27 protein-coding genes are annotated in these 23,638 nt (G+C 70.2%); 19 read left to right on the top strand and 8 right to left on the bottom strand.

Annotation, left to right across the window (positions count from 1 at the left end; all coding sequences use genetic code 11):
• Nucleotides 1-100 precede the first annotated feature (100 nt).
• From BM109_RS27780 to BM109_RS27770, 3 genes are all read left to right on the top strand, one after another.
• A complete protein-coding gene (locus BM109_RS27780; RefSeq protein WP_093350055.1) occupies nt 101-874 on the top strand; it encodes a TIGR04325 family methyltransferase in 774 nt (257 codons plus the stop codon).
• A 154-nt stretch (nt 875-1,028) separates the two neighbouring features.
• Nucleotides 1,029-1,646: a LexA family protein gene (locus BM109_RS27775; RefSeq protein WP_093350053.1), complete on the top strand. Its 618-nt coding sequence runs from the start codon at nt 1,029-1,031 to the stop codon at nt 1,644-1,646.
• 129 nt (nt 1,647-1,775) lie between these two features.
• Entirely contained in the window at nt 1,776-2,012 is a 237-nt protein-coding gene (locus BM109_RS27770) for a hypothetical protein (protein WP_093350050.1), read from the top strand.
• 45 nt (nt 2,013-2,057) lie between these two features.
• Here BM109_RS27770 and BM109_RS27765 read toward each other — a convergent pair whose 3' ends face one another.
• On the bottom strand, nt 2,058-3,047 hold the full coding sequence (locus BM109_RS27765; RefSeq protein WP_093350048.1) for a Bug family tripartite tricarboxylate transporter substrate binding protein: 990 nt from the start codon (nt 3,045-3,047) through the stop codon (nt 2,058-2,060).
• A 33-nt stretch (nt 3,048-3,080) separates the two neighbouring features.
• Nucleotides 3,081-3,884, bottom strand: a complete 804-nt coding sequence (locus BM109_RS27760; RefSeq protein WP_093350045.1) for a crotonase/enoyl-CoA hydratase family protein — start codon at nt 3,882-3,884, stop codon at nt 3,081-3,083.
• Nucleotides 3,885-4,050: 166 nt separating this feature from the next.
• Between BM109_RS27760 and BM109_RS27755 the strand changes: the two genes are divergently transcribed.
• Nucleotides 4,051-4,722 (top strand): TetR/AcrR family transcriptional regulator, encoded by a 672-nt coding sequence (locus BM109_RS27755; RefSeq protein WP_093350042.1) that lies wholly within the window; start codon nt 4,051-4,053, stop codon nt 4,720-4,722.
• Between the two features lie 12 nt (nt 4,723-4,734).
• Here BM109_RS27755 and BM109_RS27750 read toward each other — a convergent pair whose 3' ends face one another.
• From BM109_RS27750 to BM109_RS27740, 3 genes are all read right to left on the bottom strand, one after another.
• Nucleotides 4,735-6,405: a tannase/feruloyl esterase family alpha/beta hydrolase gene (locus BM109_RS27750; RefSeq protein WP_143129280.1), complete on the bottom strand. Its 1,671-nt coding sequence runs from the start codon at nt 6,403-6,405 to the stop codon at nt 4,735-4,737.
• Nucleotides 6,406-6,568: 163 nt separating this feature from the next.
• Entirely contained in the window at nt 6,569-7,537 is a 969-nt protein-coding gene (locus BM109_RS27745) for a Bug family tripartite tricarboxylate transporter substrate binding protein (RefSeq protein WP_093350038.1), read from the bottom strand.
• A gap of 69 nt (nt 7,538-7,606) precedes the next feature.
• Nucleotides 7,607-8,527, bottom strand: a complete 921-nt coding sequence (locus BM109_RS27740; RefSeq protein ID WP_093350035.1) for a LysR substrate-binding domain-containing protein — start codon at nt 8,525-8,527, stop codon at nt 7,607-7,609.
• 188 nt (nt 8,528-8,715) lie between these two features.
• Between BM109_RS27740 and BM109_RS27735 the strand changes: the two genes are divergently transcribed.
• A complete protein-coding gene (locus BM109_RS27735) occupies nt 8,716-9,792 on the top strand; it encodes a porin (RefSeq protein ID WP_093350032.1) in 1,077 nt (358 codons plus the stop codon).
• Between the two features lie 48 nt (nt 9,793-9,840).
• The gene (locus BM109_RS27730; RefSeq protein WP_093350030.1) at nt 9,841-10,440 is read left to right on the top strand and encodes a nuclear transport factor 2 family protein; all 600 of its coding nucleotides are present in this window, start codon (nt 9,841-9,843) and stop codon (nt 10,438-10,440) included.
• 31 nt (nt 10,441-10,471) lie between these two features.
• Here BM109_RS27730 and BM109_RS27725 read toward each other — a convergent pair whose 3' ends face one another.
• The gene (locus tag BM109_RS27725; RefSeq protein ID WP_093350027.1) at nt 10,472-11,461 is read right to left on the bottom strand and encodes a Bug family tripartite tricarboxylate transporter substrate binding protein; all 990 of its coding nucleotides are present in this window, start codon (nt 11,459-11,461) and stop codon (nt 10,472-10,474) included.
• Between the two features lie 148 nt (nt 11,462-11,609).
• On the opposite strand from BM109_RS27725, the gene BM109_RS27720 reads away from it, so the two are divergent.
• The 7 genes from BM109_RS27720 to mobA are packed head-to-tail and all read left to right on the top strand — an operon-like array spanning nt 11,610 to nt 17,514.
• The gene (locus BM109_RS27720; RefSeq protein WP_093350025.1) at nt 11,610-12,167 is read left to right on the top strand and encodes a VOC family protein; all 558 of its coding nucleotides are present in this window, start codon (nt 11,610-11,612) and stop codon (nt 12,165-12,167) included.
• Nucleotides 12,160-13,659 carry a bifunctional 3-(3-hydroxy-phenyl)propionate/3-hydroxycinnamic acid hydroxylase MhpA gene (locus tag BM109_RS27715; RefSeq protein ID WP_093350022.1) on the top strand — a complete coding sequence of 500 codons (1,500 nt, stop codon included), beginning with the start codon at nt 12,160-12,162 and terminating at the stop codon, nt 13,657-13,659. The genes BM109_RS27720 and BM109_RS27715 overlap by 8 nt, the downstream gene beginning before the upstream one ends.
• A 33-nt stretch (nt 13,660-13,692) precedes the next feature.
• A complete protein-coding gene (locus BM109_RS27710) occupies nt 13,693-14,430 on the top strand; it encodes an IclR family transcriptional regulator (protein ID WP_057596260.1) in 738 nt (245 codons plus the stop codon).
• Between the two features lie 31 nt (nt 14,431-14,461).
• Nucleotides 14,462-15,319, top strand: a complete 858-nt coding sequence (locus tag BM109_RS27705) for a fumarylacetoacetate hydrolase family protein (RefSeq protein WP_093350019.1) — start codon at nt 14,462-14,464, stop codon at nt 15,317-15,319.
• An 18-nt stretch (nt 15,320-15,337) separates the two neighbouring features.
• Complete coding sequence (locus BM109_RS27700) at nt 15,338-16,309, top strand: tripartite tricarboxylate transporter substrate binding protein (protein WP_093350017.1); 972 nt, start codon at nt 15,338-15,340, stop codon at nt 16,307-16,309.
• Between the two features lie 14 nt (nt 16,310-16,323).
• Complete coding sequence (locus BM109_RS27695; protein WP_093350014.1) at nt 16,324-16,893, top strand: NADPH-dependent FMN reductase; 570 nt, start codon at nt 16,324-16,326, stop codon at nt 16,891-16,893.
• Between the two features lie 21 nt (nt 16,894-16,914).
• Nucleotides 16,915-17,514: a molybdenum cofactor guanylyltransferase MobA gene (gene mobA, locus BM109_RS27690; protein ID WP_093350012.1), complete on the top strand. Its 600-nt coding sequence runs from the start codon at nt 16,915-16,917 to the stop codon at nt 17,512-17,514.
• Nucleotides 17,515-17,523: 9 nt separating this feature from the next.
• Here mobA and BM109_RS41840 read toward each other — a convergent pair whose 3' ends face one another.
• Nucleotides 17,524-17,904 carry a helix-turn-helix domain-containing protein gene (locus tag BM109_RS41840; RefSeq protein WP_371268849.1) on the bottom strand — a complete coding sequence of 127 codons (381 nt, stop codon included), beginning with the start codon at nt 17,902-17,904 and terminating at the stop codon, nt 17,524-17,526.
• 479 nt (nt 17,905-18,383) lie between these two features.
• Here BM109_RS41840 and BM109_RS27680 point away from each other — a divergent pair, with 479 nt between their 5' ends.
• Together BM109_RS27680 and BM109_RS27675 are read left to right on the top strand one after the other, a co-directional pair.
• Nucleotides 18,384-19,043, top strand: a complete 660-nt coding sequence (locus BM109_RS27680; RefSeq protein ID WP_093350007.1) for a pyridoxamine 5'-phosphate oxidase family protein — start codon at nt 18,384-18,386, stop codon at nt 19,041-19,043.
• A gap of 52 nt (nt 19,044-19,095) precedes the next feature.
• Entirely contained in the window at nt 19,096-19,482 is a 387-nt protein-coding gene (locus tag BM109_RS27675; RefSeq protein ID WP_093350004.1) for a hypothetical protein, read from the top strand.
• Here the strand turns inward: BM109_RS27675 and BM109_RS27670 are convergent.
• Nucleotides 19,479-19,913 carry a winged helix-turn-helix transcriptional regulator gene (locus tag BM109_RS27670; protein WP_093350002.1) on the bottom strand — a complete coding sequence of 145 codons (435 nt, stop codon included), beginning with the start codon at nt 19,911-19,913 and terminating at the stop codon, nt 19,479-19,481. The genes BM109_RS27675 and BM109_RS27670 overlap by 4 nt on opposite strands.
• 46 nt (nt 19,914-19,959) lie before the next feature.
• Here BM109_RS27670 and BM109_RS27665 point away from each other — a divergent pair, with 46 nt between their 5' ends.
• The 4 genes from BM109_RS27665 to BM109_RS27650 all read left to right on the top strand — a co-directional run bounded on the left by BM109_RS27665 (nt 19,960) and on the right by BM109_RS27650 (nt 23,352).
• Complete coding sequence (locus tag BM109_RS27665) at nt 19,960-20,901, top strand: aromatic alcohol reductase (RefSeq protein WP_093349999.1); 942 nt, start codon at nt 19,960-19,962, stop codon at nt 20,899-20,901.
• 233 nt (nt 20,902-21,134) lie between these two features.
• Entirely contained in the window at nt 21,135-21,755 is a 621-nt protein-coding gene (locus tag BM109_RS27660; RefSeq protein WP_143129279.1) for a TonB C-terminal domain-containing protein, read from the top strand.
• A gap of 1 nt (nt 21,756) precedes the next feature.
• Nucleotides 21,757-22,269, top strand: a complete 513-nt coding sequence (locus BM109_RS27655) for an RNA polymerase sigma factor (RefSeq protein WP_093349994.1) — start codon at nt 21,757-21,759, stop codon at nt 22,267-22,269.
• A 78-nt stretch (nt 22,270-22,347) separates the two neighbouring features.
• Nucleotides 22,348-23,352, top strand: a complete 1,005-nt coding sequence (locus BM109_RS27650) for a FecR family protein (protein ID WP_093349992.1) — start codon at nt 22,348-22,350, stop codon at nt 23,350-23,352.
• Nucleotides 23,353-23,638: the final 286 nt, after the last annotated feature.

Genomic DNA, 23,638 nt, shown 5'->3' with positions numbered 1-23,638 from the left:
AAGCAGAATCGAAAAATCGGCCCGCGATTTGTAATTTCCCGAAATCGCAAGCAGCATCGGCCTCGACGCGAAAAATCAATTCCTTCGAAAGGAGCCTGCAATGCTCTCGAACCTGCTGGCGCGGCTGCCCCGCGCGAACGCCTATCGGCGCAAGTTCCTCGACAACCAGGACGACAACCTCTTCATGGGCTCGTTCGAGAGCTTCGCCGCGGCCGAAGCGGGCGCGCCGCCCTCCAAGGCGGTGGGCTACGACAACGCGCAGGCGGCCACGCAGCTCTACAGCCACCAGATCTACTTCTACGACTACCCGGCGCTGTTCTGGCTCGGGCGCTCGCTCGAGGACGGCATGACGCGGATCTTCGACCTCGGCGGCCACGTGGGGATCAAGTACTACGCGTTTCGCCGCGTGCTGCCCTATCCCGATGGCCTGCGCTGGACCGTGTGCGACGTGCCGGGCGTGGTGCGCGCCGGCGAGGCACTGGCGTTGCAGCGCGACGCGGCGGCCCAGCTGGGCTTCACCACGGCGCTGGCCGACGCCAGCGGCTGCGACGTGCTGTATGCCTCGGGCAGCCTGCAATACCTGCCGCAACGGCTGTCGGAGATCCTCGCCGCGCTCGCGGTGAAGCCCCGGCGCATCGTGCTGAACACCACGGCGCTGCATCCCGATCGCACCCTCTACACGCTCAACAGCATCGGCTTCGCGGTCTGCCCCTATCGCATCGAGCATCACGACGACCTGATGGCGCAGCTCAAGCAGGCCGGCTACCGTCGCCGCGATGTCTGGCGCAACGAAGGCAAGCCGATCGAGGTCCCGTTCGTGGACGGCGGCGACAAGGCCTATTACGCGGGCTGCTGCTTCGATCTGGCCGGCTGATCCGGCACCCGCCCGCGCCGTCCGCATCCCGCCCGCATGCCCGGTGCAGGCGCGGTGTCGGAGGTTCGTTCCCCCACGGATGGGAGAGTCAAGCTAGCCAGAACGTCTAGCTATGATTTATTTTCCATCCATCGGAGGACCTAGCCTCTAGACTATGAGCATTCATAGACTGATTCGCGAAGGGCGCCGACGGCTCGGGATGAGCGAGCAGCAGTTTGCTGACGCCGTCGGTGTGAGTCGGGGTGCAGTCCAGCAATGGGAAAAAGCCGGGGGCACCGCACCCAAGCGCGCCAACCAGCCGCGCGTTGCCGAACTGCTCGGCATCTCCGTCGGCGAACTGCTCTCGGGCGGGCCGAACATCAGCCAGGGCACGGTCATGCGCGCTGAGGTGCCGCTGGTGTCCGAGGTCGAGGCCGGCAACTACACGGTCATCGACAACTTCAAGCCACGCGGCAATTTCGAGACCGTCCCCGTGACGGTCCCGGTCAAGCGCCACACCTATGCGCTGCGCGTGCATGGCGACAGCATGGCCAGCGAGTCGGGCGACTCCTTTCCCGAGGGATCGATCATCGTCGTCGAGCCCGACCTCGAGGTGCTGCCCGGCGACTACGTCATCGCGCTCAACGAGCACGCGCAGACCACCTTCAAGCAACTGGTCAGGGACGGGGGCGAGTTCTACCTGCGGCCCCTCAATCCGCGCTACCCCATCAAGCCGCTCGGCGCGGCGCGGGTGATCGGGGTGGTGCGCGAATTCAGCAAGCGCTTCCGTTGAAAGGCGTGCTGGCGCCGCAAGACCGAGCCTCAGGGTCGATTCGGATAGATAGAATTGCTACTCATTGATATATTTACTATCAATCCAATCTCGAGCTATTCCCGCTTGGCGAACGGCGCCTTGCCTGCCATGACTCCCGACACCGAACTCGACTTCTGCTACCGAGGGTGGCACGTGAAGATTCGCGTCACGACCGCGCAAGGCGCGGCCTTCGCATCGGGCCATGCCGATCTGGATCTGGGCGGCATCGTCCGGCGCCGCCTCGTCGTGGCGGGCACGGACGGCCCCGATGTCGTCGGTGCGTTGAAAGAGGATGCGAGGACCTTCGTCGAGCAGTGGAGCCGCGAGCGCCATCTCGATTCGTGACGCACTGAACGGCGCCACGGGCCGCGAAGGCCTCGTGGCTTTGGCCTACGACTCCGCCGTGAAGCCGATGCGCTTGACCAGCGGTCCCCAGCGTTCGAACTCGGCCTGCTGCGACATCGCCATCTCGTTGGCGGTGGAGCCGCGCGCGATCAGGCCGACGACGCCCAGGCTATCGATCACGGCGCGCTCCTTGACCGCGGCATTGACGGCGGCGTTGGCGCGCGCGATCGCGGCCGCCGGCGTCTGCGCCGGGGCATAGAAGCCGAACCATTCCTCGGTCGTGAGCTCGGCGAAGCCCTGTTCCGCGAAGGTCGGCACCTCGGGCGAGAACGGCGAACGCTGGCGGCCCGAGGTCGCGATCATCCGCAGCTTGCCCGCGCGGTGGTTGGCGAGGAAGTCGCCGCTCGGCGTGACCATGGCGGCGATCTGTCCGCCCACCACGTCGGTGATGCCGGGCACCGAACCGCGATAGGGCACGTGCCGCAGGTCGACATTGGCCGTGAGGCCGAGCAGGGCGCCGATGAAGTGCGGCGTGGAGCCCGCGGCCGGCGAGCCGTAGTTCGCCTCCTGCGGGTTGGCCTTGGCCCAGGCCAGGAAGTCCCGCACTGTGACCACGCTGGTGGGCACCTTCGGTCCCACCGCGAGGCCGTGATGCATGACCGCGCCGATCGAGACGGCGGCGAAGTCCTTGTTCGCGTCGTAGCTGAGCTTCGAGTAGACATGCGGATAGATCGAGGTGCAGGAGAACGGCGACAGCGCCAGCACCGATCCGTCGGCCGGCGCCGACTTCAGCACCTCGAGCGCGATGCGCCCGCCGGCCCCCGGGCGGTTGTCGACCACCGCGACGTTGCGCGAGTACGCGGAGCCCGCGACCTTCTCGCCGATGCGGCGCGCCACGCTGTCGCCGGCACTGCCGGCGGGAAAGCCGTAGTAGATCTTGACCTGGTCCAGTGCCTGGGCCGATGCCGCGAGCGGCAGCAGCGAGGCGAGGGCGCCGCCGCCCGCTGCCTGAATGAAGGTCCGTCGTGTCTGCATGAAAGTCTCCTCGGTCGTTGTGAATGTCGTGGCTCAGGCGGCGGGCGCGATGTCCGCGCCGGCCTGCGGCGTGCGCACCTTGGCGCCCGCGCCGTCGAGGAAGGCCTGCACGCGCAGCTTCGCCTCGGGCGCGCTCTGCGTGATGGCGCTCATCAACGCTTCGGTCATCAGCCCGTGGTCCGCGGGCTGCTCCGCGATGCGCGGCAGCGCCTGCATCACCGCGAAATTGGTCAGCGGCGCATTGCGTGCCACCTGGTGGGCCAGCGAGAGCGCGTGCGACCAGGCCTTGCCCTCGGCCACGAGGTACTGCGAGAAGCCGACGCGCTCGCCCTCGTCGGCGCGGTACACGCGGCCGGTGAGCATCATGTCGGCCATGCGCGAGACGCCGATCAGCTTGGGAATGCGCACCGATCCGCCACCGCCGACGAAGATGCCGCGCGTGCCTTCGGGCAGCGCGTAGAAGGCGGTGGCATCGGCCACACGCACATGGCAGGCCGCGGCCAGCTCGAGGCCGCCGCCGATCACGGCCCCGTGCAGCGCGGCGATCACGGGCACCGGGCCGAACTGGATGGCATCGAGCGCCGCATGCCACATGCGCGAGTGCTGCACCGCCTGCGGCGGATCGCGGTGGGCCAGTTCGGACAGGTCGAGCCCGGCGCAGAAGTGCGCGCCCCGGCCGCCGAGCACGGCGGCGCGCACATGGCCGGGCAGGTTCTCGAACGCATGCCGCAACTCCAGCACCAGGCCGTCGTTGAGGGCATTGCGCTTGCCGGCGCGGTTCAGGTGCAGGTGGGCGATCTCCTCCTGGAGTTCGAGGGTCAGGAACTGGTACTGCATGGCTTTCGATGAGGTCGGGGAAGGAGCTTTTTCGCGTTTATCAATACACGTACAGATGTGTATGGTGCGGCGATGCTATCAGCCGGATCCGGACGAGCGGCTCAGGGTTTGCCCAAGGGAATGGGCCCTGACTCTGGTGCATGCGGGCCTCCGCTATCATCGGCGCATGCTGACGACCACCCCTGGCAAACCGCGCCCGCGCAAGGCTTCGGCCGCCCTGCAGCGCAAGAGCGAGGCCGGCGCCAAACCGGCCTCCGAGCGGTCCCAGCTCGGGCCCGCCGACTGGATCGTGGCCGCGACGGAACTGCTGATCGACAAGAGCATCGATGCGGTCCGCGTCGACGTGCTGGCCAAGCTCCTGCAGGTGACGCGCGGTTCCTTCTACTGGCACTTCGTCGACCGCGACGACCTGCTCAAGCGCATCCTCGTGAGCTGGCAGGAGGCGCAGACCGAGCAGATCATCGCGCGCTACCGCAAGCAGGGCGTCGAGGCGCAGGACCTGATCGTCGAGCTGGTCGAGCTGCCGTTCCATGGCCGCGCGGCCATGAAGGGCGCGTCGGTCGAGCTCGCGGTCCGCGCCTGGGCCCGGCGCGACGAGATGGCGCGCATGATCGTCGACGAGGTCGATGCCAAGCGGCTCGCCTACATCGAGGAATGCTTCCTCTCGTGCGGCTTCGACGCCAAATCCGCGCGCTCGCGCGCCTTCACCCTCTATTGCTACATGCAGTCGGAGTCGCTGTTCAGGAACCAGGGCTCCACCGCCGACAAGGCCGAGCGCCGCCGCTTCGTGGCCCAGATGCTGCTGGCGCCGGAGCCCGGCAAGGCCCCGGCTCGCTAGCACGCCGCTGCTTCAGTCGTAGGCGCAGCTGAAGCTGGCCGCCAGGTTCTGGTCGCCCGAGCCGCGGTACTTCGGCCAGGTCGGATAGCGGCACAGCGGACGCGTCATCTCCACGCGCTTGCCGTCGGCCGCGAGTCGCGCCGCCGTGAGCGAATCGTCGGGCGCCTTGCCCTTCTCGACCCAGTTCTCGAGGATCGCGAGGTTGTCGACGATGCCGGCACCCGGGCCGCCCGGGCCATGGACCACGCCCGGCAGCATGTAGAAGCGCATGAAGGCATCGGTGGTCTCCTGGCCCAGCTTGCCGACCACGCTCTGGTAGTAGTCCGTGGCATAGCCGGGCGGCACCAGGTTGTCGCTCGCACCGGCCCACAGCAGCAGTTTGGCGCCGCGTCCCGCGAAGGCCGACAGGTCGGGATTCGTCGCATTGACCTTCTCGGAGAGCTCGAGCCAGCGCGCCGGATCGGATCCCGGCGTGTAGCCGAGCACCGTCGTGTTGACGTTCGAGGTCACCTGGTACTTGAGCCACCAGTCGGAGAAGAAGTAGAGCTGGCTCGCGGGCGCCGTCGGGCTCGCGCCGAACTGCGCGATGGTCCAGTTGCCGGCCGCCGCCGCCTCGCCGCCCACGCCCCAGGCCGGCGCCCTGGTGATGCCGTTCGCCACCGGCACGGGCAGCGTGAAGTCCGTGCGCATGAAGTCGACCGAGGCGATCTGCGGATCCGACAGGCAGCTGTCGCCGCTGTCGGCGCCGCCCGGGCAGCGCAGCGTGCGCACATCGAAGCGGCAGGCGTTGACGTTGGAGATGACGCCGTCGACCGCGCCGTCGAGGCCGTCGCACGCCGCCATCTGGGCATCGCCGAACAGCTTGATCTTGGCCGGACTGAGCCAGCCCGCGCCGTTGTTCGAGAACGCCAGCTTGGCCAGCGCGATCCCGCGCTGGATCACGTTGCTGTAGTCGACCACCGGTTCGCCGGCCACGATGCCGTCGTAGCTCTGCGGATAGCGCTGCGCCTGCAGCAGCGCCTCGCGGCCGCCGGTGGACATGCCGTAGAAGTAGGTCCTGGCGGCGGGCTTGCCGTAGATCGACTGGATCGCGGCACTGGCCACCTTCAACACCTGCGGGTGGTAGGCGAAGGCGAAGTTGTCGAAGGCCGAGGGGTTGTTGAGCGTCGAGCTCAGGTCGGGCACCTGCACCCCGCCGTCCGCGCTGACCCATGCGTAGCCGCGCTTGTAGACGTCGCCATTGGCCAGCATCACGAGGTCGGGCCCGACGACCACGCCGTCGTAGCCGCCACCGCCGATCTGCACCAGCCGCTGGTTCCACACCGAGTCCTCGGGCAGGTCGATGCGGAAGTTGATGGTCGAGGTGGGCGAGCTCACGATCGCGCCACGCACCTGGCAGGTCTGCAGCGTGGTGGCGGACGCGGCCATCACTTCGGCCGTGGCGATGCTGCCCGGTCCGACGGCCTTGCCGACCAGTCCGCTGCAGCGCTCCTTGAACGCGGCCCGCGGGGCCGGCGGCGCGGAGCCCGGCCCGTTGGCCCCGGCGGCGGCCGCATTGGCCGCCGCGATCGCGGCCGCCAGCGCGGCCGCGTCTCCACCCCCGCCGCTGCCGCCTCCGCAGCCGGCGGCGAGCGCGACCAGGGTGCAGGAAAGAGCAAAGGCTATCGATCTGTTGCGAGTCATGTTGTCTCCGGTTTGGGTCGCCAGTTCGATCATTCACCATACACATGTGAATGGTCGGAGCGGATGATAGGGAGGACAAAGCGACACGCAGCCCGGGCTTACCCTGACTTTTCCATACAGTAGTGAATGTTCAAGAACGCGACGACTGCTGCGTCGTCGCGGCTCAGCGCGCCTCGATCTTCAGCCCGTCGAGCACCCGCCCCCAGCGCTGCCGCTCGTCGGCCACGAAACGCGCGGTCTCGGCCGGCGTCAACGCACGCGGGAACACGCCGAGCTCCACGAAGCGCGCCGCGAGCCGAGGATCCTGCAGCACCTGGCGGACGTCGCGGTTCACGCGCTCGACCACCTCGGCGCTCGCGTTCTTCCGGCCGAACAGCACGAACCAGCCGCTGAGTTCCGGGCTGCCCGGCAGCGTCTCTGCCAACGTCGGGAGTCCGGGCTCGCCCGGCAGGCGCTCCGAGGCGGTGGTGGCCAGCGCCTTGATGCGCCCGGACTGGCGCATCGCGCCCACGCCCGGAATGCCGTCGACCATCAGTTGCGCATCGCCATTGACGAGGGCATTGAGGGCGCCTCCGGTGCTGCCGAAGGAGACGATGTTGACATCCAGCCCCGCGGCCTTCCGGATGTACTCGGCCGACAGGTGTGGAATGGAGTACTGGCCCGTGGCGGCCACCGTGATCGGCTGCCGGCCCGAACGCGCCAGCGCGAAGGCCTCGGCGAGCGTGTTCGCGCCGAAGTCCTGGCGCGCGAGGATCACCATGGGGCTCAGCGCGACGAGCGCGATCGGCGTCATGTCCGCGCCGACATCGAAGCGCGGGTTCGCCAGCGTGCGCGGCGTCACCGCGATGACCGCCGCCTGCGCGAGCAGGAAGCCATGCTGGTCGGCCGGCGCCTGCTTGAAGGCCGAGATACCGATGACGCCACTGGCGCCCGGCTTGTTCTCCACGATCACGGGCTGCTTCCAGAGCTGGCCGAGCCGCTCGCCGAGCAGGCGCGCGATGACGTCCGGCGCGCTGCCCGCCGCCGTGGGCAGGACCACGCGCACCGGCTTCACGGGCCAGTCGTCGGCGCATGCGCCCGGCGAGAGAAGCAGCGCGGCCGCGGCGGCGGCCAGATGGGCAAGGACTTTCATGCGGCGGGAGTCTAGGCAGCGCCTTCGCACGGCGGCAGATGCCGCGGCGTCGATGAAGATAGGTCGCGGTTATGGCTGCGTGCCGCCGCGGTGGGCCGTGACGTGGTACTCGATGTGCCGGCGCAGCAAGGTCAGCATGTGCTCGGCCGCGGGCGTGAGCGGCATGGCGGCTTTCGCGATCAGCACGATCTCCGCGCCCGGCAGCGTCTCGCCGATCGGGATCTCGACCAGGAAGCTGTCGAAGGGCCGGGCGTCCGCGTACTGGCGCGGAACGATGGCGAGCATGTCGGTGCGGGCCAGCAGCGAGAGCAGGGCCGTCGGGTACTCGCACTGCACCACCGATCGCGGCACCGGCAGGCCCAGCCCCAGGAAGACCTGGTCGTGCTCCGCCGCGGCCAGGCCCATCGCACCGGGCACCAGCCACTGGGCCTCGGTGAGTTCGCCCAGCGATCTCGCATGGCGCAGCGGATGGCCGGCGCGGCACACGACGGCGCGCGTGTTGGTGAACAGCTGCTCGACGCAGAACTCCTCGCTCAGCGACACGGCCGGCCGGGGCCCGATCGAGAAGTCGAGCGCGCCCGCGCGCAGCTCGCTGAACATCACGGCGAAGGTGCCCGAGACCACGCGTACCGCGGCATCGGGATAGCGCCTGCGGAATTCGGTCAGCGCCTCGGGCAGGGCCGTGAGCGCGGCGGCCGCCGACACCGCCATGTTCACATGGCCGCCCGCGCCCCCGAGGTGCTGGAGTTCGGAGGCGGCGCGCTGCAGTTCGTTGAGCACCGTCTCGGCGCGCGGCAGGAAGGCGCGGCCCGCGAAGCTCAGCACGGCGCCGCGCGCATGCCGCTCGAACAACGCGCTGCCCAGTTCCTTCTCGAGCTGCTGGATGCTCTTCGAGAGCGAGGGCTGCGTGAGCCCCAGGCGCCGCGCCGCCGCGCGCAGGCTGCCGGTGGAGGCCACCGCCACGAAGTCGCGCAACTGGTGCAGTTTCATCGAGCGTCCCCGGTGCCAAACGCCACGCGCTGGCGATAGCCGCCGGCGATCGAGCGCGAGAAATTGCCGTCTTCTGGCCCCGCGAGGCCATGGCTACCGTGCGGGGGCCGTCGATGCGGCGCACCCGCGAAGACCGGCATCCACCCCCACGAGGACCAGAAGACATGAGACAAGAAAAACGGGCCGTCATGGCCCTCGCGCTCGTCGCGGCGCTCGCCGCGGCCACGCCCGCCCGGGCGCAGGGCGGCCTGCAGACTTACGGCCTGCTCGACCTCGGGATCGAGCATGTGCAGGGCCATGGCGGGCCGGGCGCGATCGGCATCACGCGCATGCAGTTCGGCACCCTGCCTTCGCGCCTGGGCTTCCGTGGCGCCGAGGACCTGGGCGGCGGCACGCGCGCGATCTTCAACCTCGAGATGGGCTTCAACGCCGACACCGGGGTCATCGCCAACGGCGGGCGCAGTTTCGGCCGCACCTCCACGGTCGGCCTGGCGGGCGACTGGGGCACGGTCACGCTGGGCCGGCAACTGACCTTCCTGTTCTGGTCGATGACCGAGTCGGACATCATGGGACCCGGTGCCTACAGCTCGAGCTCGCTCGATCCCTACCTCGCGAACATCCGTGCCGACAACGCGATCGCCTACCGCGGCAGCTTCGGCGCGTGGAGCGTCGGCGCGCTCTACAGCCTGGGCCGCGACGTGGTCGCGACCAACAGCCCGGGCGGCACCAACTGCGCGGGCGAACTGCCCGGCGATGCGCGGGCCTGCCGCACGCTGTCGGGCATGCTCAAGTATGAGCAGGCGTCGTGGGGCGTCGCGCTCGGCGCCGACCGGATCCAGGGCGGCCCCGGTGCCTTCGGCGGCCTCTCCAGCAGCGACCGCAGCGACACGCGGGCCACGCTCAACGGCTACCTGAAGCTGGGCGAGGTCAAGCTCGCCGCGGGCTACCTGCGGCGCGACAACGAAGGCAGCGCGACGCAGCCGCGCAGCGACCTGTGGTGGCTCGGCGGCACCTACCCGAGCGGCCCGTGGCTGTTCGAGGCGCAGCTGTTCAAGCTCGATGACCGCCACACCGCCAACGGGGCGCGGCTGGCCGTGTTCCGCGCCAGCTACTTCCTGTCGAAGCGCTCGCTGGTCTACGCGACCGCGGGCCACATCCGCAACAGCGGCAGCCTGGCGCTGCCGGTCAACGGCTATCCCGGCCTGAGCAACACGCCCGGCGGCTCCCAGAGCGGCTTCATGCTGGGCGTGAAGCACACGTTCTGAACCTCCCATCCCGGGGCGCGATGCGCCCTTCACCCTCGAGAAAGCGCCATGCCATCGAAGACCGAACCTATCCTCCACCAGGCCGCCATCGCCGAACTGATCCAGCGCTGGGCCTTTTGCCGCGACAACGCGCGCTGGGCCGCGCTGACCGACTGCTTCACGCCCGCGGGCGACATCGCCGTGAGCTGGTTCCGCGGCCGCCATATCGATTTCGTCGAGGCCTCGCGCCGATTGCAGGGCCGCAGCTTCAACCGGCACCGCATGCTCGGCACGCTGTGCGAAGTGGAGGGCGAGCGCGCCTGGGCCGAATCGGCCGTGATGATGATCGGCTTCGGCAGCCTGGACGGCACGCCGGTGCGATGGGAATGCCACTTCCGCTTCATCGACCTGCTCGCGCAGGAGGAGGGCGCGTGGAGGCTGGCGCGGCGCACGGCCGTCTACGACATGGACAGCCTCGTCGCGGACGCCGAGGGCGCCGCGCTCGCGCTCGATACGAAGCGGCTGTCGCGCCTGCCGCGGCCCTACCGCTACCTCGGCTACCGCCTGCTGCAAGCCGGACACGAGGTTCCCCTCGACCTGCCGACCGCCGACTCGGAGGCAGAGCGCGAACTGCGCGAGCAGGCACGCGCGTGGCTGCAACGGCCCTGAACCCGCGCGATGCGGAGAACGCACGCCGCGCTCAATCGAGCTTGACCCGCGCCTCGCGGATCACCTTGCCCCACATCGCGCGATCGGCATCGATGAAGGCCTTGAACTCCGCGGGCGTGTTGCAGCGCAGCTCGCCGCCGTAGTCGCGCCACTTGCGCGCGAGTTCGCTCGACTGGCAGGCCTTGCGCATCGCCGCGCTGAGCTTCTCGAGCACGGGCTTGGGCGTGCCCGCGGGCGCGAGCAGCCCTTGCCAGGCGATCGGCGCGTAGTCGGGCAGGCCGGCCTCGGCGAAGGTGGGCACGTCGGGGAAGCTCGGCGCGCGCTCCTTGCCGGTGATGGCCAGCAGCTTGAGCTTGCCGGTGTGGATGTTGCCCGCGGCGGCCGGCAGGCCGTCGAACATCAGCTGCACCTGTCCCGCGATCAGGTCGACGTAGGGGCTGCTGCTGTTGTAGGGCACGAGGTTGGTCTTCACGCCCGCGGCGCTGTTGAACCACAGGGCCGACAGGTGCGAATAGCTGCCGATGCCCGCGGTTGCGACCGCCACCGAATCGGGCCGGGCCTTGAGCGCGGCGATCAGTGCGCGCGCGTCGCGCGCCTCCACGCCGGGCGTGGCGATCAAGCCGGTGTTGAGCACGCCGAGCAGGCTCACGGGCGCGAAGTCCTTCTCGGCATCGAAGGGCAGCTTCGAATAGAGATGCGGCACCACCGACAGCGAACTGGTGGTGCCGATGTAGAGCGAGTAGCCGTCGGCCGGCGCCTTCGCGGCGACCTCGGTGCCGATGATGTTCGAGGCCCCGGGGCGGTTCTCCACATAGAAGCTCTGGCCCAGCAGCTTCGTGAGCTCGGCCGCGATCTCGCGCGCGTTCGCGTCGGGGCCGCTGCCGGCGGGGAAGGGGGCAATGATCCGCACCGCCTTGCTCGGGTAGTCGGCCTGGGCCCAGGCCGCGCCCGCCAGCAGGCCCGCGACGGCGATGCATCCAGGGGCCAGCCAGCGGCGGCCCCGCGTCTTCGAAACGTTCATCGGTTTGTCTCCATTCGATCTTGGGTGCGGTTTGCACCGGTCGTGATGATAGATAAAACGTTGTTATTGTCAAAATACGATAATAACTATAGTATTTCGACATCGAAACGGAAAAGCTCCGTGCGGTTTATCGTTTGGAGACATTGAGATGACGGATTTCGTCCCTTCGGACCTGCAGTTCAGCCACATCGGCCTCTATGTGAGCGACCTGCCGCGCATGGCGCGCTTCTACAAGCAGGCGCTGCGCTTCACGCAGACCGACGCGGGCGACCTGGGCCCGGTGCAGCTGGTGTTCCTGAGCCGCGATCCGCGCGAGCACCACCAGCTCGTGCTGGCCACCGGCCGGCCCGCGAACCCGGGCTTCAACGTGGTCAACCAGATCTCGTTCCGCGTGCCCGACCTCGGCGCGCTGCGCCGCTTCCACGACCGGCTGCTGGCCGAAGGCGCGAGCGAGATGCACCCGGTCACGCACGGCAACGCCATCTCCGTCTACTGCCGCGACCCCGAGGGCAACCGGCTCGAGCTGTTCATGGACACGCCCTGGTACTGCGACCAGCCGCTGCGCGAGACCATCGACCTGTCGCAGTCCGACGAAGCCATCCTCGCGCAGGCCGAGGCCATCGCGAAGCGCTTCCCCAAGTTCATGAGCCGTGCCCAATGGCAGGCCGAGGTGGCGCGCCGCATGCAGGAAGACCAGCGTGGCTGAAGCGATGGAGATGCACGACGTCGCGGTCGTCGGACTCGGGCCGACCGGTGCCACGCTCGCCAACCTGCTGGGCGCGGCCGGGCTGTCGGTGCTGGTGCTCGAGAAGGAGGCCGGCATCTTCCCGCTGCCGCGCGCGATCCATTTCGACGGCGAGGTGCTGCGCATCCTGCAGGGCGCGGGCCTGCGCGAGCAGGTGCTGGCCATCGCGCGCCCCGGCGAGCAGGGCATGCATTTCGTCAACGGCGCGGGCGAGACGATGCTGATCCGCGGCGGCAGCGCCGCGCTCGGCCCGCATGGCTGCGCCAACAACTACTACTTCCACCAGCCCGAGCTCGAGGCCGTGCTGCGCGAAGGGCTCGCGCGCTTTCCCAACGTGGAGCTGCGGCTGCGGCACGAGCTGACCGGCATCGCGCAGGACGCGGACGGCGCCACGCTGAGCGTGCGCGACCTGCACCGGCAAGAGAACACCACGCTGCGCGCGCGCTATGTCGTCGGCTGCGACGGCGCGCGCTCGCCGGTGCGCCGGCAGATGGGCAGCGCGATGGTCGACCTCGGGCTGCGCCAGCCCTGGCTGGTGTTCGACGTGCTGCTGCGGCAACCGGTCGCGCTGCCCGACCACACGGTGCAGCACTGCGACCCGGCGCGGCCCATGACCTACTGCAACGTGGTCGGCGACCGGCGGCGCTGGGAGATCATGGTGCTGCCCGACGACGACCGCGAAGCGCTGGTGCAACCCGACACGCTGTGGCGGCTGGTCGCGCCCTGGGTGAAGCCCGAGCAGGCGCGGCTCGAACGCGCCGCCATCTACACCTTCCATTCCGTCATCGCGCAGGGCTGGCGCCAGGGTCGGTTGCTGCTGGCCGGCGATGCCTGCCACCAGACGCCGCCGTTCCTCGGGCAGGGCATGTGCGCGGGCATCCGCGACGCGGCCAACCTCGCCTGGAAGCTCGAGGCCGTGCTCGCGCGCGGCGCGCCCGAGGCCCTGCTCGACACCTACGAGTCGGAACGCGCGCCGCATGTGCGCGCGCTGATCGAGCTCGCGGTGCGGCTCGGCAACATCATCCAGACCACCGATCCCGCGCGCGCGGCCGAACGCGATGCGCGCTTTCGTGCCGGGCGCCCCGAGATCTTCGAGCTGCCGCCGCAGCTGCTGGGCCAGGGCGCCTTCGATGCCGACGCGGGCTCGCCCGCCGGGCGGCCCTTTCCCCAGCCGCGGCTGGCCGACGGCCGCCTGCTCGACGAGCTGCTGGGCCGGCGCAGCGCGGTGATCGGCAGCCCCGACGCGCTCGCGGCCGCCGCGCCCGCCACCGCCGAACGCTGGCGCCGTGCGGATGCCATCGTCATCGACCGGCCCGACGCGCCGCTGCGCCACTGGCTCGAGGCCCACGAGGCGCGGGCGGTGATACTGCGCCCCGACCGATATATCGTCGGCGTCGCGCGCACGGGGCACGATCTGGATCGCATCTCGCAACACCTCCCCGTCGCGCCATGACACTCTGGAGGAATTGGCGTGCCGGAAAAATCCATGTCCAGCCTGGGGCGCATGCTGGGGGTGCTCGACCTGTTCGACGACACCCACCTGACGCGCACGGCGGACGACATCTCCGCGGCGCTCGAGGTCTCGCTGCCCACGGGCTACCGCTACGTGCGGCTGCTGCTCGAGGCCGGGCTGCTGCAGCGCGTGGAGGACTCGCACTACGCGCTCGGTCCGCGAATCATCCTGCTGGACCACTACATCCGCAATGCCGACCCGGTGCTGCGCGAAGGCATCCCGGTGATGCGCGAGCTGGTGGCCGCCACCGGCTTCGACTGCGTGAGCTCGGGCATCTTCGGCATGCAGGTGCTCGACACCCACCGCGAGATGGGCGGCGCGCCGCCGACGCTGGCCTACGGGCGCGGCCGGCCGCGGCCGCTGTTCCTGGGCGCCGCGCCCAAGGTGCTGCTCTCGACCTTCGCGCCGCCGCAGCTGCGCAAGGTCTTCGATGCCCGCCACGACGAGGTCGTGCGCAGCGGGCTGCCGGCCGAGTGGAGCGAATTCCGCCGTCTCTACGCGGGGATCCGCAAGGCCGGCCACTACGTGTCGATCGGCGAACTCGAACCGCAGCTCGCGGCCGTGGCCGCGCCGATCCCGAAGGCCGACGGGGGCGCATGGGCCGCCATCCAGCTGGTCTTCGACACCTCGCGCCTGTCCATCGTCGACCTCGACAAGATGGTTCACCTGATCACCGAGGGCGCGCAGCGCATTGGAGGTCGGCTGGCGTAGTTCTATTCCCATCACTCCTCACGGACAGACCATGAAACTCATCAGCTACCAACTCAACGGCACCGACAGCTACGGCGCGGTGACCGGCGACCGCGCGGACCGCGTCGTCGACCTGCGCCAGCTCTTCGGCGAGCGCGCCGCGGACCTGAAGGCGCTGATCGCGGCCGACCTGCTGGCCGAGGCCGCCACGGCCGTCGGCCAAGCGAGCGCCACGCTGGCGCTGAGCGAGCTTCAACTGCTGCCCGTGATTCCCAACCCCGGCAAGATCGTCTGCGTGGGCCTCAACTACGGCGAGCATGTGCGCGAAACCGGCCGCGAGATCACCGAGCAGCCCACGCTGTTCCTGCGCGTGGCCGAATCGCAGCTCGCGCACGGCGAGGACATCGTGCTGCCGCCCGAGTCGACGCGCCTCGACTACGAGGGCGAGATCGCGGTCGTGATCGGCCGCGGCGGCCGGCGCATCGCCGAGGCCGATGCCTGGGAGCACATCGCGGGCTATGCCTGCTACAACGACGGCAGCCTCCGCGATTGGCAGACCGCCACGCCGCAATGGACCGCCGGCAAGAACTTCTGGCGCACCGGCGGCTTCGGCCCCTGGATGGTCACGCGCGACGAGATCGCCGACGGGCGCGTGATGACGCTGGTCACGCGGCTCAACGGCCAGGAGATGCAGCGCACCACCACCGACAAGCTGATCCACGGCATCCCGCGCCAGATCGCGCACATCTCGGCCTTCACGCCACTGGCCGCGGGCGACGTGATCGTGACCGGCACGCCGGGCGGCGTGGGCGCCAAGCGCAACCCGCCGGTGTGGATGAAGCCCGGCGACATCGTCGAGATCGAGGTCGACGCCATCGGCGTGCTGCGCAACGGCATCCGCGCCGAGTAACCCGCCGGCGGCATTCCCATGAACCGACGATTCGATCGCCGCAGCGCGCTGCTGCTCGCTGCGCTGTGCGCCGCGCTGCCCGCCGCGGCAGCCTCCGACTATCCCTCGCGCCCGATCCAGATGATCGTGCCCTTCGCCGCCGGCGGCGGGCTCGACATCAATGCGCGCAGCCTTGCGCAAGCCATGTCCGAGAACCTCGGCCAGCCCTTCGCGGTGATCAACCGCGACGGCGCGGCCGGCACCATCGGCCTGAACATGGGGGCCGGCGCGCGCGCCGACGGCTACACCGTGGTCTTCACGCCCGCCGTGCCGCTGACCAGCGAGCCGCACCGGCTCAAGGCGCTGAACTACGGGCTCGATTCCTTCCGCTACGTCTGCAAGGTGTTCGACAACATCTTCGCGATCGCGGTGCCGGCGAAGTCGCCGTACCGCAGCGTGCAGGACATCCTGGCGGATGCGAGGAAGGAACCGGGCAAGGTCAGCTACGGCACCTCGGGCACCGGCTCGATCCCGCACCTGGGCACCTCGGACATCGAGGCCGCCACCAAGGTCGCGCTCACGCACGTGCCCTACAAGGGCGACGCGCCGATGCTGCAGGACCTGCTGAGCGAGCGCCTGAGCTTCGGCGCCGTGCTCGCGAGCTCGATCACCGGCCACCTGCAATCGGGCGCGCTGCGCCTGGTCGCCGTGTACACCGACAAGCGCCATCCCTCGTTCCCCGACGTGCCCACCCTCAAGGAGTCGGGCGTGCCCGTGGTGCAGGCGAGCTTCGGCGGCGTGCTGGTGCCCGCGAAGACGCCCGACGCGGTGGTCGCGCGCCTCGAGTCCTCGTGCCGCGAGGCCGTGGCCTCGCCCAGGTACCAGGCCTGGGCGCGCGGCGCCAACCAGGTGGTCGACTTCCAGCCGGGCAAGGACTTCGAGCGCCAGGTGCGCGAGGACAGCCGCCTCAAGGCCGCGACCCTCGCGCGCCTCGGGCTGGCCACGCCATGACTTAGGATTCGGCGATGACCCGTCCCATCCTCCATACCCTGATCTGCAGCACGCGGCCCGGCCGCGTGGGCCCGGCCGTCGCCCAATGGGCGCACGGCATCGCCGAAGCGCACGGCGGCTTCGACGCCCGTCTCGTCGACCTGGCCGCCTTCGGCCTGCCGGTGTTCGACGAACCCGAGCATCCGCGCCTGCAGCGCTACACGCACGAGCACACGCGCGCCTGGAGCGCGAGCGTCGCCGAGGCCGATGCCTTCCTGTTCGTGCTGCCCGAATACAACTTCGCGCCGCCGGGCGCGCTGGTCAATGCCCTGAACTACCTCGTGCGCGAATGGCAGTACAAGGCCGTCGGCTTCGTGAGCTACGGCGGCATGTCGGGCGGCATCCGCGCGGTGCAGGTCACCAAGCAGCTGCTCGGCACGCTCAAGGTGGTGCCGATGCTCGAGGCGGTCGCGTTCACGAACGTGGGCCAGCAGCTGCAGGCCGAGGGCGGCCTGTCGGCCAACCCCGCCAATGCGGCGGCCGCGACGGCGATGCTCGACGAACTGCTGCGCTGGACCTCGGCGCTGCAGACGCTGAGGTCGTAGGGCGCCAGCGAGAATGCGCGCATGAACCCCATCGCGCGCGAAGACATCACGGGCCTGGTGCTGGCCGGCGGCCGCGGCAGCCGCATGGGCGGCGTCGACAAGGGCCTGCAGGACCACCGCGGCACGCCGCTGGCGCTGCATGCGCTGCGCCGCCTGCAGCCGCAGGTGGGCACGGCCATGCTCAGCGCCAACCGCAACCTCGCAGCCTACGAGGCGATGGGCGTGCCCGTGTGGTCCGACTCCATCGAAGGCTATGCGGGGCCGCTCGCGGGCCTGCTGACCGGGCTCGAGCATGCGCGCACCGATTGGCTGGTCACCGTGCCCTGCGACACGCCGGACTTTCCGCCGGACCTGGTCGACCGGCTGGCCGAGGCCGCGGCCGCGCAGGGCGCCGAGATCGCGATGGCCGCCACGCGCGAAGACGGCGAGCTGCGCGCGCAGCCCGTGTTCTGCCTGCTGCGCACCGGCCTGGCGCCGAGCCTGCTCGCCTTCCTGCAGGCGGGCGAGCGCAAGTTCGGCCAATGGACCGCGCAGCACCGCATGGCGCAGGTGACGTTCGACGACGCGGCCGCCTTCTTCAACGCCAACACCAGCGACGAGCTGCGCCAGCTGCAGCGCTGAGCGCCGCGTTCACAGCCGCGCCCGGTAGCTCGCCGGCGTCTCGCCGAAGGTGCGGCGGAACAGCCCGATGAACGCGCTCGGGGTCGAATAGCCGAGGTCGAGCGCGATCGCCGTCACCGGGACGCCGGCCGCGAGCATCTCGAGCGAGCGCATCATGCGCGCGCGCTGCCGCCAGGCCGTGAAGTTGAAGCCGGTCTCCAGCACGAAGCGCCGGCTCAGCGTGCGCGAACTCACTGCCGCCCAGTGCGCCCATTGCTCGAGGTCGCGCTCGTCCGCGGGCTCGGCGATCAGCGCGTGCGCGATGCGCTGCAGCCGCGGGTCGCTCGGCAGCGGCAGGCCGAAGGGCTCGACCGGCAGGCTGCGGATCTCGTCGAGGATGACCGCGGCCACATGCGCGCGGCTTTCGTCCAGCGGCTGCGGCGCCTCGATCGGCCAGCTGCAGGCGCGCAGCACCGCCTCGCGCAGCAGGCCCGAGGTGCGGATGGTGCAGGGCCGCGAGGGCAGGGTGGCGCAGGCGGGTTCCGCCACGTAGACGCTCCAGCCATGGAAGGGCCCGTGCGAACGCCCCGAATGCTCCTGGTGCGGCGGCAGCCAGACCGCGTGGATGGCCGGCACGATCCAGACGCCGTCCTCGACGCCGACCGACAGCAGCCCGCGCAGCGAGCCGAACAGCTGGCCGCGCGCATGGCGGTGCGGGCCCGAGGCCAGCTCCTCGCCCTGGCTGCCCTCGGCCGCGATGAGGACCGGGCCGTCCGGTCGGTCGACCAGGCCGGCCAGGCGAAGAATGGGATCGGTCATGGCGGATGAGAGCTATCGATTGGCCGATCCAGTCTACAGCCGCCAAGGCCTTTGTCCGTACGCTGGGTGCCATGAACCCAAGACCTCGCCCTTCCTTCGACGACCCGGCCCCCGAACCCGACCTCGACGCGCTGTATGCCGCGCCCTCCGAGATGATCCAGAAGGCGGTGCTCGATCGCCTGGTCGACTTCCACGAAGCCTATCTCGCGCAGGCCACCTTCTTCTGCCTCGCCACCGGCAGCGAGCAGGGGCTCGATGCCTCGCCGCGCGGCGGCCCGCCGGGCTTCGTCCATGTGCTGGATGCGCACACGGTCGCCTTCGCCGACTGGCCCGGCAACAACCGCATCGAGTCGATGCGCAATCTGCGGCGCGACGAGCGGCTCGCGATGGTGTTCCTGTTCCCGGGCCTCGAACTCTTCCTGCGCATCAACGGCCGTGGCCGCGTCTCTACCGATGCCGGGCTGCTGAACGAATTGCGCGAGGGCGAGCGCATCGCCAAGACCGCGACCGTGGTGCGGATCGACGAGGTGCTGCTGCACTGCGGCAAGGCCATCAACCGCGCCCGGCTGTGGCAGGACAGCGCCCGCCTCGCGCGCGATGCGCTGCCGACCGTGGGTCAGATGCTGGCCGCGCTGGGCAGGCGCGCCGATGCCGCGGCCGAGCTCGGCACGGACCAGATCGCGCAGATCGACGCGCACTACGACCACGCGGTCAAACACGAGCTGTACTGACGAATCGAGCGCCCCACGAAGGCTTCCCATTTTTTTTTCTGGAGAGAACGCGATGCTGTTCGACACGACGAGATTTCCGCTGGTGTTCCTGAAGGAAGACCCGCAGGCCCATTCGCAGGACGCCGACACCGAGGCGCAACTGGCCACGCTGCTCGGGCGCGGCGAGCGCTTCGTGCTGCTGACCGACCACCTGCCCGGCGACCACCCCGAAGAAGGCCACGAGGACCGCAAGCGCCGCGCGCTGTTCTTCAAGCGCCACAAGGAACACCTGCGCGCGTTCTGCGCGGGCCTGGTGTTCGTCACGGGCGAGCGCACGATTCCCGCGGCGGTGCGGCTGGCGGCGCAGGGCGCGGGCAAGGTGCTGGGGCTGTCCTTCGACTTCGTGCGCAGCGAGAGCGATGGGGTGGCGGCGGCCGAGCGATTCCTGGCGCGAAGTTAGGCGGACCGTGCCGCATCGAACGCCCGGCGCCTTTCCCTGAATCCCTCGGCGTTGTCGATCACCCAGGTCCACAGCGGGATCATCTGGTAGAGCAACCCACGGCCCAGGGTCGTGAGCTCGTACTCGACGCGCGGCGGCACTTCCTGGTGGTCGAAGCGCAGCACGAGGCCGTCGCGTTCCAGCGCCCGCAGCGTGCGCGTGAGCATGCGCTGCGTCACGCCCGAAAGCCGACGCCCGAGCTCGGCATGGCGCAGCCGGCCCGACACGCCCAGCGCATGCACCACGCCCAGTGACCAGCGGCTGCCGGCATGCGCAAGCACTTCGCGCTTGAGTCCGTCGTCGTCGTCGCTGAGCGCATCGCAAGCGGCTTGCGATTGCCGGATCAGCGCTTCGATTTTTTCCTGCGGTATCACGCGTGTGCCTTCTTTCATTGGGGGGTGCCGGGTCCAACTGCCGATTTTGATCGGAGATGCATCCATGCCGCAGACAAGACAAGACGCCCTCGAGATCCTGGTGGTGGGCGCCGGGGAACTGGGATCGCGCGTGATTCGCGCACTGGCCGCGAGGGCCGGGCGCGAGGGCGCGCGGATCTCGGTGCTGCTGAGGCCCGACACGGCGTCGTCGCCATCGCCCGTGCGGCGCGCGCTGCTCGAAGAACTGGCGACGTTGAAGGTGGCCGTCATCCATGCCGACATCGCCGCGTCGGATGCGCACGGGCTGGCCCGGATCTTTCGCGCGTTCCATACGGTGGTCAATTGCACGGGCTTCGTCGGCGGTCCGGGCACGCAGCGCAAGCTCACGGCCGCGGCGCTCGAAGCCGGCGTCGCGCGCTATGTGCCATGGCAGTTCGGCATCGACTACGACACCGTCGAGACCGGCAGCGCGGGCGGGCTGTTCGACGAGCAGATCGCGGTGCGCGCGATGCTGCGCTCGCAGCGGGCGACGCGCTGGCTCATCGTGTCGACCGGGATGTTCACGAGCTTCCTGTTCGAACCGGCCTTCGGCGTGGTCGACCTCGAAGGCCTGCGCGTCAACGCGCTGGGCAGCTGGGACACGCGCGTGACGGTGACCACGCCCGAGGACATCGGCCGGCTCACGGCGGACATCCTCTTCACCCAACCGGTCGACCACAGTGGCATCTTCTTCACCGCGGGCGAGACCTTGAGCTATGGCCGGCTGGCCGATCTCGTCGAGCAGCGCTTCCAGCGCCGGGTCGAACGCATCGAGTGGAGCGTGCCGATGCTCGAGGACGAGCTCGCGAAGCGGCCGCAGGACACGATGCGCAAGTACCGGCTGGCCTTCGCGCGCGAGCCCGGCGTGGCCTGGGATGTCGGTGTTACCTACAACGCGCAGCGGGGCATCGCGACCGAGGATGTCGCCCGCTTCCTGCGCGGCCATCGGGGTGTCGCGGCGATGTAGTAACAAATCAGTCATCGTCGGGCGCCAAGATCGCGGGTTCCCAACAGTGCCTGCGCCGTGTCGGTCCTCCCTCTTTTCCCATCGTCCCGCCCGCGGCCACGCCCTGGGCGCGGCACGGCCGCCGTCGAGACCCGCCGCGGATGCGCCTTCACGCGCGCCTCCTGAGCAGGCTCCGGGCCGCGACCTGCATGGTGTGCACGCTGGCGACTCCCGCCTGGGCCGCGGACGGTGCGATGCAGCCGCCGGTTCCCGAGGCGGCCGCGGCGCTGCTCGACTTCGACATTCCCGCCCTGCCGCTGGACGATGCGCTGGGCCGCTATGCCGCGCAGTCGCGGCGCTCGACGCTGTTTCGCAGCGCGACCGTGCAGGGGCGCATCTCCTCGGCCGTGCAGGGCCGCCATTCGCCCGAATCGGCGCTGCGCCTGCTGCTCGAGGGCACGGGCCTGGTCGCCGAGCGGCCCGACGAGGGACCGGCCGAGGCCTTCGTGTTGAAGGAGGCGACGGCACCGGCGCCGCCGCCGGTCCTCGGCAACGCGCCCGCCGCCGACGAGGAAGACGACGGCTACGACGCCCGGCTCCAGGCCCGCGTCTGGGCCGCGCTGTGCGCCAATCCGCGCACCGCGCCGGGCAGCTACCGTTCGCTGCTGCGCTTCGAGGTGGACGCGGCGGGCAGCATCCTGCGCCCGCGCCTCCTGGGCTCGAGCGGCGACGGCGCGCGCGATGCGGCGCTGCTGCAGACGCTGCGCGGCGTGCGCATGGACCAGCCGCCGCCCGCGGCCATGCCGCAGCCGCTGACCCTGATCGTGCTGCCGCGCACCCGGCGCGACGCGCCTTACTGCAACGCGGCGCGCTGACATGTCCGAGGGCGCGCAACCCGCATTGCTCGACTACCTGGTCGAGCGCTACGCCAGCCTCAAGCTGCGGCTCACGCGCGTGCTGCGCAACGGCGACCTGGCCGGCGACGCGCTGCAGGACACCTGGCTGCGCGTGCAGAGCCAGCCCGCCGACGACGCGATCCAGAGCCCGACCGCCTACCTGATGCACATGGCGGTCAACATCGCCATCGACATCCGGCGCAAGCAGGGGCGCACCCTGTCGAGCGACGACGTCGAGGACCTGCTGGAGCTGGCCGATCCCGCGCCGGACCCGGCGCGCAGCGCCGAGGCGCGTTCCGAGCTCGATGCGCTGGTGAAGGTGATGCGCGGCCTGCCGCAGCGCCGGCGCGAGATATTGATCCTGGTGCGCTGGGAGGGCATGGCGCAGAAGGACGTGGCGCGCCTGCTGGGCGTGTCGGTGCGCACGGTCGAGCACGAACTCAAGCGCGCCCACGACTATTGCGAAGCGCGCATGAACCATGACAAGAGATAGTTGGGGGATTTGGCCGGTGCCGAACGTCATAGCAGGTGAAGACAAGGATTCCCGCGAGGCATCGCCGGCCCTGAAGCCATGAAGACATCGCCCCACGACGGCATCGCGCCACCCGAGGAACTGCAGCGCCAGGCCGCGGCCTGGCTGCGCCAGCTCACCTCGGGGCGCGCGAGCGACACCGACGCCGAGGCCTTCCTGCAATGGAAGCGCGCCAGCCCCGCGCACCAGGCCGCCTTCGAGGAGGCGCGGCGCCGCTGGCAGCTGCTCAAGCCCGCGCTCGGCGAGCTGCTGCGCGAGGATCCGCAGACCCTGGCCCATCACCGGCAGGCGCTGCGCGGGGCGATACCCAAACCGGCCCTGGGCCGCCGCGCCTTCGTCGGCGCGGCCGTGGGCGCGCTGGCCGTGGCCGGCATCGCGGTGGTGCGGCCGCCGCTCGGCCTGTGGCCCGCGGCCAGCACCTGGACCGCCGACTTCCACACCGGCACCGGCGAGCAGCAGGCCATCGCGCTGGCCGAGCGCATCGACGTGCTGCTGAACACCCAGACCAGCGTGCGGCGCGTCGAGGCCGGTGGCCGCGTCGTCGGCATGGAGCTGCTGGCGGGCGAGGCCGCCATCGACCTGCGCGCGGGCAGCCCGGCCTTCCAGGTCGCGGCCGGCCCGGGCCGCAGCATGGCCGAGTCCGGCCGCTTCGAGGTGCGCTACCTCGCGGGCCGGGTCTGCGTGAGCTGCCTCGAGGGCACGGTGCGCGTCGCGCATCCGGCCGGCGAACGCCTGCTGCAGGCGCGGCAGCAGACCCTCTACGACACGGCGTCGATCGGCGGCGTGGTCGGCATCGAGCCCGCGGCCGTCTCGGCCTGGCGCAGCGGCGAGCTGGTGTTCAGCCAGGTGCCGCTCGCGCAGGTCATCGACGAGATCAACCGCTACCGGCCCGGCCGCGTGCTGCTGATGAACGAGGCCGCCGGCAGCGATCCCGTCAGCGGACGCTTCTTCGTCGCCTCGCTCGAATCGGCGCTCTCGCAGCTCCAGCACTCGTTCCAGCTCAAGGCCCGGCGGCTGCCCGCGGGCGTGCTCGTGCTGAGCTGAGCTGAGCGCCTTCGTTTTTTTCCATCCCCGGATGTGACCGCGCGATGACGCGCGCGGCTTCACGCGCGCGCCATTCCCGGCGCGAAAAATAGTTGGGGGATCGCGCCGAGGTCGCACGTCATAGCCGCAATGGGGTGTTGCTTTGCATGGCGTGCGAAGCGAGTGCCTCTGCATCCATGGCTGCCCGTCGCAGGGCGGCCGCATGGCATCGACTCAACCACGGCGGAACTGGCATGAACACAAGAGGGCGCGGCGCGAAGGACAACGGAGTGGGCGGGGAGCTTTC

Origin of the sequence: Variovorax sp. PDC80, assembly GCF_900115375.1 — a bacterium.
Lineage (GTDB): Bacteria > Pseudomonadota > Gammaproteobacteria > Burkholderiales > Burkholderiaceae_C > Variovorax.
This window is presented reverse-complemented; position numbering and strand designations above follow the sequence as displayed.

Coding starts and splice junctions, on each gene's coding strand:
- mobA (WP_093350012.1), top strand. CDS start 16,915: ATGAACCCCATCGCGCGCGAAGACATCACGGGCCTGGTGCTGGCCGGC.
- BM109_RS27660 (WP_143129279.1), top strand. CDS start 21,135: ATGCAGCCGCCGGTTCCCGAGGCGGCCGCGGCGCTGCTCGACTTCGAC.
- BM109_RS27745 (WP_093350038.1), bottom strand. CDS start 7,537: ATGAAAGTCCTTGCCCATCTGGCCGCCGCCGCGGCCGCGCTGCTTCTC.
- BM109_RS27655 (WP_093349994.1), top strand. CDS start 21,757: ATGTCCGAGGGCGCGCAACCCGCATTGCTCGACTACCTGGTCGAGCGC.
- BM109_RS27700 (WP_093350017.1), top strand. CDS start 15,338: ATGAACCGACGATTCGATCGCCGCAGCGCGCTGCTGCTCGCTGCGCTG.
- BM109_RS27680 (WP_093350007.1), top strand. CDS start 18,384: ATGAACCCAAGACCTCGCCCTTCCTTCGACGACCCGGCCCCCGAACCC.
- BM109_RS27755 (WP_093350042.1), top strand. CDS start 4,051: ATGCTGACGACCACCCCTGGCAAACCGCGCCCGCGCAAGGCTTCGGCC.
- BM109_RS27695 (WP_093350014.1), top strand. CDS start 16,324: ATGACCCGTCCCATCCTCCATACCCTGATCTGCAGCACGCGGCCCGGC.
- BM109_RS27725 (WP_093350027.1), bottom strand. CDS start 11,461: ATGAACGTTTCGAAGACGCGGGGCCGCCGCTGGCTGGCCCCTGGATGC.
- BM109_RS27720 (WP_093350025.1), top strand. CDS start 11,610: ATGACGGATTTCGTCCCTTCGGACCTGCAGTTCAGCCACATCGGCCTC.
- BM109_RS27740 (WP_093350035.1), bottom strand. CDS start 8,527: ATGAAACTGCACCAGTTGCGCGACTTCGTGGCGGTGGCCTCCACCGGC.
- BM109_RS27670 (WP_093350002.1), bottom strand. CDS start 19,913: ATGAAAGAAGGCACACGCGTGATACCGCAGGAAAAAATCGAAGCGCTG.
- BM109_RS27675 (WP_093350004.1), top strand. CDS start 19,096: ATGCTGTTCGACACGACGAGATTTCCGCTGGTGTTCCTGAAGGAAGAC.
- BM109_RS27760 (WP_093350045.1), bottom strand. CDS start 3,884: ATGCAGTACCAGTTCCTGACCCTCGAACTCCAGGAGGAGATCGCCCAC.
- BM109_RS27775 (WP_093350053.1), top strand. CDS start 1,029: ATGAGCATTCATAGACTGATTCGCGAAGGGCGCCGACGGCTCGGGATG.
- BM109_RS27780 (WP_093350055.1), top strand. CDS start 101: ATGCTCTCGAACCTGCTGGCGCGGCTGCCCCGCGCGAACGCCTATCGG.
- BM109_RS27730 (WP_093350030.1), top strand. CDS start 9,841: ATGCCATCGAAGACCGAACCTATCCTCCACCAGGCCGCCATCGCCGAA.
- BM109_RS27770 (WP_093350050.1), top strand. CDS start 1,776: ATGACTCCCGACACCGAACTCGACTTCTGCTACCGAGGGTGGCACGTG.
- BM109_RS27765 (WP_093350048.1), bottom strand. CDS start 3,047: ATGCAGACACGACGGACCTTCATTCAGGCAGCGGGCGGCGGCGCCCTC.
- BM109_RS27735 (WP_093350032.1), top strand. CDS start 8,716: ATGGCCCTCGCGCTCGTCGCGGCGCTCGCCGCGGCCACGCCCGCCCGG.
- BM109_RS27650 (WP_093349992.1), top strand. CDS start 22,348: ATGAAGACATCGCCCCACGACGGCATCGCGCCACCCGAGGAACTGCAG.
- BM109_RS27750 (WP_143129280.1), bottom strand. CDS start 6,405: ATGACTCGCAACAGATCGATAGCCTTTGCTCTTTCCTGCACCCTGGTC.
- BM109_RS27705 (WP_093350019.1), top strand. CDS start 14,462: ATGAAACTCATCAGCTACCAACTCAACGGCACCGACAGCTACGGCGCG.
- BM109_RS27710 (WP_057596260.1), top strand. CDS start 13,693: ATGTCCAGCCTGGGGCGCATGCTGGGGGTGCTCGACCTGTTCGACGAC.
- BM109_RS27665 (WP_093349999.1), top strand. CDS start 19,960: ATGCCGCAGACAAGACAAGACGCCCTCGAGATCCTGGTGGTGGGCGCC.